This window comes from Sodalis sp. (in: enterobacteria), assembly GCF_051710625.1.
GTDB lineage: Bacteria > Pseudomonadota > Gammaproteobacteria > Enterobacterales > Enterobacteriaceae > JBPESN01.
In genome coordinates this window covers 1-6,751 of the sequence record NZ_JBPESN010000099.1, presented here as the reverse complement: position 1 = coordinate 6,751, position 6,751 = coordinate 1, and the positions used below count along the sequence as shown (strand labels likewise).

At 56.4% G+C, this 6,751-nt stretch carries 4 protein-coding genes and 2 pseudogenes; 4 read left to right on the top strand and 2 right to left on the bottom strand.

What is annotated here, in order from left to right:
- Window positions 1–219: transposase (locus tag ACTBDU_RS15575; RefSeq protein ID WP_438807097.1), on the bottom strand; the 219-nt coding region annotated here is incomplete at its 3' end.
- A 44-nt stretch (window positions 220–263) separates the two neighbouring features.
- Between ACTBDU_RS15575 and ACTBDU_RS15570 the strand changes: the two are divergent.
- From ACTBDU_RS15570 to ubiA, 3 genes and pseudogenes are all read left to right on the top strand, one after another.
- Window positions 264–1,793 (top strand): annotated as a pseudogene (locus tag ACTBDU_RS15570) (YjbH domain-containing protein); the annotation flags it as partial.
- A gap of 224 nt (window positions 1,794–2,017) precedes the next feature.
- Window positions 2,018–2,551, top strand: coding sequence for a chorismate lyase (ubiC, locus tag ACTBDU_RS15565; protein ID WP_438807096.1), 534 nt, complete (start codon window positions 2,018–2,020; stop codon window positions 2,549–2,551).
- A 12-nt stretch (window positions 2,552–2,563) separates the two neighbouring features.
- Entirely contained in the window at window positions 2,564–3,433 is an 870-nt protein-coding gene (gene ubiA, locus ACTBDU_RS15560; RefSeq protein WP_438807095.1) for a 4-hydroxybenzoate octaprenyltransferase, read from the top strand.
- 179 nt (window positions 3,434–3,612) lie between these two features.
- On the opposite strand, the gene plsB is transcribed toward ubiA, so the two are convergent.
- Complete coding sequence (gene plsB, locus ACTBDU_RS15555) at window positions 3,613–6,072, bottom strand: glycerol-3-phosphate 1-O-acyltransferase PlsB (RefSeq protein ID WP_438807094.1); 2,460 nt, start codon at window positions 6,070–6,072, stop codon at window positions 3,613–3,615.
- A gap of 371 nt (window positions 6,073–6,443) precedes the next feature.
- Between plsB and ACTBDU_RS15550 the strand changes: the two are divergent.
- Window positions 6,444–6,626 (top strand): annotated as a pseudogene (locus ACTBDU_RS15550) (transcriptional repressor LexA); the annotation flags it as partial.
- Window positions 6,627–6,751 lie beyond the last annotated feature (125 nt).

Here is a 6,751-nt window from a genome sequence, read left to right as displayed (position 1 = left end):
CTTCTTCTTGAGCTCACGTATTTCGATTTGTTCCGGGGTTATGGGAGAGGCTTTTGGCGTTTTCCCCTGTCGCTCATCACGCAGTTGTTTTACCCATTTCGTCATCGTAGAAAAACCGACGTCCATGGCTTTTGCTGCTGGCGTGGCGGTGTAATTTTGGTCGACAACCAGTTGAGCGGATTCGCGTTTGAATTCAGGACTAAAATTTCTTCTTTTCATTGGTGCACCCCCGTGTTGTTCTGAGGTGAGCATATCACCTCTGTTCGGGTGGCCAAATTCAGTGTGGCACTACATTTTCCCACGGGCCTTCGGCCGTCTTTGGCGGCGTTGAATACCAAACGCCCTGGCAGCCGCTGCGCCTGAAAGTCGAGTATGAAGGCAACAATTGCCAGGATGATTTCGCCGGAACCCTCGATCAGAAATCACCCGTCAAGGTCGGGGCAATTTACCGCGTCGCCGATTGGGCGGATATTAACGTAAGCTACGAGCACGGCAATACCTTCATGTTCGGTTTTACGCTGCGCACCAACTTCAACGATCTCAAACAGCAGCATATCGGCGAGAAGAAACCGGATTACGCCCCGCATCCGCAATCGGAGATCCTGCAACATCAGGTCGTAGCGCACCAGTTGACCGACATGCAGAGCAACGCTGGTTATTCGTCGCCGCATATTCAGGTTAAAGGTCATACCATGTATATGACCGGCCAGCAGTATAAGTACCGCGATAGCGCGGAAGGCGTGGATCGCGCCAACCGCATTATGGTGAATAATCTGCCGGAAAATATCGATACGCTGAAAGTCACCGAAACGCGCGAAAATATGCCGATGGTGACGACCAAAACCAATGTGCGCAACCTGCAGGATACGCTGGAAGGCTACCCGCTGGGCCATGAGCAGCCGTTGATTCAGCGCCGCGTCGAGCCTGACGTGCCGAAAACCGCCGAGCAAGGCTATTATATTGATCGCAGCCGGCTGCAGCTGAGTTGGGCGCCGGTGCTGAATCAATCCTTCGGCGGCCCGGAAAGCTTTTACATGTAGCAGATTGGCGTGGAAGGCACGGCCAATTAACTGGCTGACCAATCACTGGTCGTTGTCGGGTAGCCTGTTTGGCAACATCGTTAACAACTACGATAAATTCAACTACACCTAACTGCCGTCAGATTCCCATTTGCCACGGGCACGTACGCACATCCGTTCCTACGTGTAAAATGACATTTATATCAGCAAATTGCAGACCACTTACATCGATCGCCTGGGCGATGGCTGGCATGGCCAGCTGTACGGTGGTTACCTGGAAATGATGTACGGCGGCGGCGAGCTGCTTTACTGTCCGCTAAACAGCAACTGGGCAGTGGGCGTTGACGGTAACTAGGTCAAACAGTGCGATTAAGACAATATGATAAAGTTCACCGACTATAAAGTCGCCACCGGTAATTTAACGGGCTATTGGCAGCCGACCTTCCTGAAGGGCGTTTTGGTCAAGGCAAGCGTTGGGCAATATTTGGCGAAGGACAAAGGGGTAACGTTTGACCTCTCGAAACGTTTCGACAGTGGTATCACACCGCCGGTGCGTATGCGACCTTCACCAATGTCTCGAAAGAGGAATACGGTGAAGGTTCCTTTACTAAAGGCTTCTATCTCTCAATCCCGCTGGACGTCCTGACGGTTACGCCGAACCGGACCCGTGTGCAGTTCAACTGGACGCCGCTCACCCGCGACGGCGGCCAGATGGTGGGACGCAAATACCACCTGTATGGCCTGACCGAAGAACGGTCGCCCGCGGTGGAATAAGCGCGCTGGCGCGATTCACAATGCAAATGGTTTCCTCCGGTAGGCCTTTTTTTCCGACAGACGCTCCTGAACGTGGTGTTTTTACCGCTGCGCGCGCCTACTGTTTATCGTCGCGGCCGCCGTGGCCCGCAGTGTGCATGACGCGCTGAATTGTGTTTACGGCATGTCAATGAACGGGGGTTCTGGGCTACAATGAAATCTTTGAATACGGGAGCGCGAACCCTATGCAGGATCAGGCCATAGTGGCGCTACTTGACGGTATTCGCTGGCTCCAGGAGCCACCGGCGTGGCCCGACGACACCACGCGAAGCTGGCTGACCGAGCGCGGGTCGATGACTCGACGCCTTGAAAAGCACTGCGGGAAAATTCGCGTCCGGCGCTATCGCGAAGGGTTTGTCCCCGCCTGCATCGAAGCGGGGGAGGCGGCGCTATTGCCGGATTGCGGGGGATTCTGGCTCCGGGAGGTGGTGCTGTATAGCCATGACCGTCCTTGGTTGACCGCGCGCACGTTGGTGCCCGCCGCCGCGGCGGCGGGGCCAGCGCAGCAGGTGCTGAGGCTGGGGGATGTGCCGCTGGGGCAATGGCTGTTCCGTCACCGTCCGCCGGCGCGCGACGTTATCCAATTCGGTCGGGTTGGCACATTATGGGCGCGGCGTGCCCGACTGCGGCTTCCAGAGGGGCAACCGTTGCTGCTGACGGAAGCATTTTTACCCGACTGCCCGCTGTATATCAGCGGCGACGATGCGCCACAACAGTAAAGGAGAATTCCGTTGGATCACAGTCTGACACAGGATAGATGGCAGGTATGGTGCCGTTTGATGCGAATCGATAAGCCTATCGGCTCGCTGCTGCTGTGGCCGACGCTATGGGCTTTGTGGCTGGCGGGTATGGCTATACCTGCGCTGGGAACGTTAACAGTGTTCATTCTGGGTGTCTTCTTCATGCGCGCCGCCGGCTGCGTGATAAACGATTATGCGGACCGTAAAATAGATGGTCATGTTCAACGCACCCGCGCCCGCCCGTTGCCCAGCGGGGCGATAGGTGAAAAAGAAGCCAAACTGTTGTTCGGGACGCTGGTGGGGATCTCTTTTGCGCTGGTGTTGACGCTAAATAGCATGACCATCGCGCTGTCGACGGTGGCGCTGGCGTTAGCCTGGGTTTACCCCTTCATGAAGCGGTATACGCATTTGCCGCAGCTGGTGCTGGGTGCGGCGTTCGGCTGGTCGATACCGATGGCGTTCACCGCAGTAAGTCAGTCCTTACCTTTAAGCTGTTGGCTGCTGTTCCTGGCGAATATTACCTGGACGATGGCTTACGACACCCAATATGCCATGGTGGATCGGGATGATGATCTGCGCATCGGTGTCAAATCCACCGCTATCCTGTTTGGGCGTTTCGATAAGCTTATCATCGGGTTGCTGCAATTGGCGACGCTACTGCTGCTGGGCGTTATCGGCTGGCAGCTCGGACTTGGCAGGATCTACTATCTGGCGCTGGCGGGCGCGGCAGGGTTATTCCTCTGGCAGCAAAAGCTTATCGCCGACCGTGAACGGGAGGCCTGCTTCCGGGCGTTTTTAAATAATAACCTCGTCGGGATGCTGATTTTTATCGGCATTTTGCTGAGCTTACTGCCCCATTGACTCCTGTCTTAAATGCGTTTCAGCGCGCCTGCGCCGCGCTGGCGCCAACAGGTCTTCCGGCGCGCTGGAAGAGGTCGCCAGTGCCTATAAAGTAACGCCGGCGGTGATCGGCGCCGGCGAAGGTGTCTACAAAGGCGGCGTGATGCTATAGCCGCGGAACGCAAAGGGCAGCGTAGCCGCTATTCCGCCGGCAGCGTCGCACTCGCCGGCCCGTTTGCCAGTAAGCTGGCGCTTTCGATAGTGCCAAGCACGTCGGGAGTAATTAATTGACCGAGAATGTCGCACATCTCACTGACCTTTTCGTTAATAACATCGCCGGTATCGCTGATATATTCCTCGGCGCGCAGCGTCGCCACCAGCGTTGAGAACACCGCTTTATCAAAAAATTCCGGCGCGTTGATGCCGTGCAGTACCGATAGCCGCTGAGCCATAATGCGGCTCTCTTTTTCCAGCGTTCCGCGGTTAAGCTGCGGATTGGCGCGTAATAACGAAAAGGTAATGGCATACCGCTGCAGCGTCTCGTTGACACTTGCGGCCAACAGTTGCAAAACATGCATACGCGTTTGCGCCGGATATAGCCGTGTTTCCTGCGCGTCCACCAGTCCCTGACGCGCCAGTTCGGCGATGAGGCTGTCGATAACCGGCGGTAACTCTTGCTTGCTGTACCGCATAAACAGCTCCGCTTTTAACAGCGGATAGAGAAGCGTGATCCGCTGTTGCAGCGGGGCGCATTCGATCCCCGGATGACTGCAAATGATACTTGCCACCAGTGACGGCAGAATCAAGAGATGCTGAATATTGTTGCGGTAATAGGTCATTAACACGGCCTGATCGCGCGACAAGCAGATGATATCGCCGATGGCGTCATGCTCGACGGTGAACTTGTTCATCGCCAGAGCATGGGCTAACAACGCCTCCGGCGTCAGATCGGGCACCGTGATGTCCGGCGCATAGGGCACATTACGTAGTAGCTCAAGATAGCAGGCCAGCTGCGCCAGCAACTGCGGGCGGGTAAGCGAGCGCTGGCGAGAGGCCAGCAGCACGCTGGAGCACAAATTGATGGCGTTGGCTGCAGCGGCGTTGTTGATCCGCACCATGAGGGTGGCGGCAATCTCATCCACCGCCGGCGCCAGCCAGCCGGGGCGGTGGGCCTCTATCGGGTTGACCGAATCGCGCCACTGCGGCACCTGTTGCGACAGCCAGGTCACCAGGGGCAGGGGGTCGCCAAAGTTGACATAACCCTGGCCGAGATTGCGCAGCTTGCGCAATCCGCGCATCATTTGCCAAAGCCCCTCTTTCTCTTTGACCGCGCCGCGCAATTCTTTGGCATAAGTCGCCACTTCCATCACATGTTCATAGCCGACGTAAATTGGCACCAGCGTAATAGGGCGATTGCCGCCGCGCAACATGGCCTGGATGGTCATGGTCAGCGTGCCGGTTTTCGGCTTCAGCAGCCGTCCGGTACGGGAACGGCCGCCTTCGACGAAATATTCCACTGAATAGCTGCGGGTGAATAACTCGCCCAGGTACTCGCGGAAAATCGTGGAATAAAGCTTGTTGCCTTTGAACGTGCGGCGAATAAAAAATGCACCCAGACGGCGGAAAATCGGCCCTGCCGGCCAGAAATTGAGGTTAATGCCGGCGGCGATGTGCGGCGGCACCAGCCCTTGATGGTAAAGCACGTAGGAAAGCAGCAGATAATCTATATGGCTGCGGTGGCATGGCACATAGACGATCTCATGGCCTTCTTCGGCCAGCTGACGCACCCGTTCGGCGTTGCGTACGTTCAGCCCTTGATACAGCCGGTTCCAGGTCCAGCTAAGAACCCGGTCGGAAAGGCGGATCGCTTCATACGAGAAGTCGGCGGCGATTTCCTCCATGAGTTCAATCGCATTCTGTTGCGCCTTTTCTACCGAGATCTTCTTGCTGCGCGCCTCATCCTCCACCGCTTTTTCAATGGCTTTAGACGCCAGCAGCTTATTAAACAAATCCTGGCGCACCGGCAGGCGCGGCCCCGCCGCCACTAGCCGCTGCCGGGCGAAGTGAATGCGCGCCACCCGGGCCAGTTTCTGGGCGATAGACTTGTCGGTGCCGTGCTTGGTGGCCATATAGCGCAACGACAGCGGCCGCGAAAATCGCACGAAACTGTCGCGCCCGAGCCACAGCACCGCGAAGAACTTTTCGATACCGTTCAGCAAGCGCAACTGCGGTGCCGGCTGGGAGGTTTGCGACTCCCTGCCGGGCGAACGGCCAAACATGACCGATACCGGCACCAACTGTACATCCAGAGCAGGATTGGAGCGGTGCAAATCGAGGTAGTTATGAAACAGCGAAACGGACTGTGACTTTTCCGCGTACCACGTCAGCACGCGCGGACCGTCATGAATAAATACATAACGCGGCAGGGTGACGCCGTCGATATCAAGCGGCGTCAGCGGGTCGGGCAAACCCTGTTTCAGGCATTGCATACGCAGGGTGAGCAGGTCCGCTTTGGAGTTATAGGGCAGCACATACATCATGGGCTGCCGGGGATCAAGGCCGGCTTCAACGCGCGGATCGGTCGGAATGACTTTACTTCTTACCAGCAACTTTAGCGGTAAATCCAACAACGTATAATAAATTCTACGCCAACCTGACATATCTCTGTGAAGCCTCTTGTTAGCAATGCTATGCAAGCATACCAGAAACCGCGCGGCGGATCTGTGGCGGCGCCACCGTCCGGGGCCACAGCGGCCGCCGCTGCAGTATCGCGCGCAAAAATGATGCCCGCTGGGTTTGAGTTTTCTGATACTTGCCGCTAATCCGCCGGCGGCGGTGAATAATCCAGGGGCATCTGACCATGGCGTAAACGCTGCCACTTTCCGTGCTTGGGCGCCCCCGTTGCCGCAACGCAACGGCGAGGGGCCTATATTATCGTGAATGACACCCTATTTCGCGCGTTTTCGGTTTTCAATTGGCAATGAGCTGTATATACTCTCAGAAAGAATGTATAAACAAAACAGGGGACGGAATAAAAGCGCTAACCACCAGATAACAAGAGGTTTTTGACCTGATCCGCGGCCATGTCACGCAGACCGGCATGGCCCCCACGCGTGCCGAGATTGCGTCGCGTCTGGGGTTTCGTCCGCCCAATGCGGCGGAAGAGCAGTCGAAGGCGCTGGTGCGCAAGGACGCCATTGAAATTAGCTCCGGTGTAGTGGTCAACTAAAACTGGCCACCGCGTTAGCGTTTTTCCAGTATCTACTTTCTGATTTGTTTGGTGGCAACCCACCGTTATATTCATGCGGCCTGAGTGCGCTGTAATATCCCACGATATAG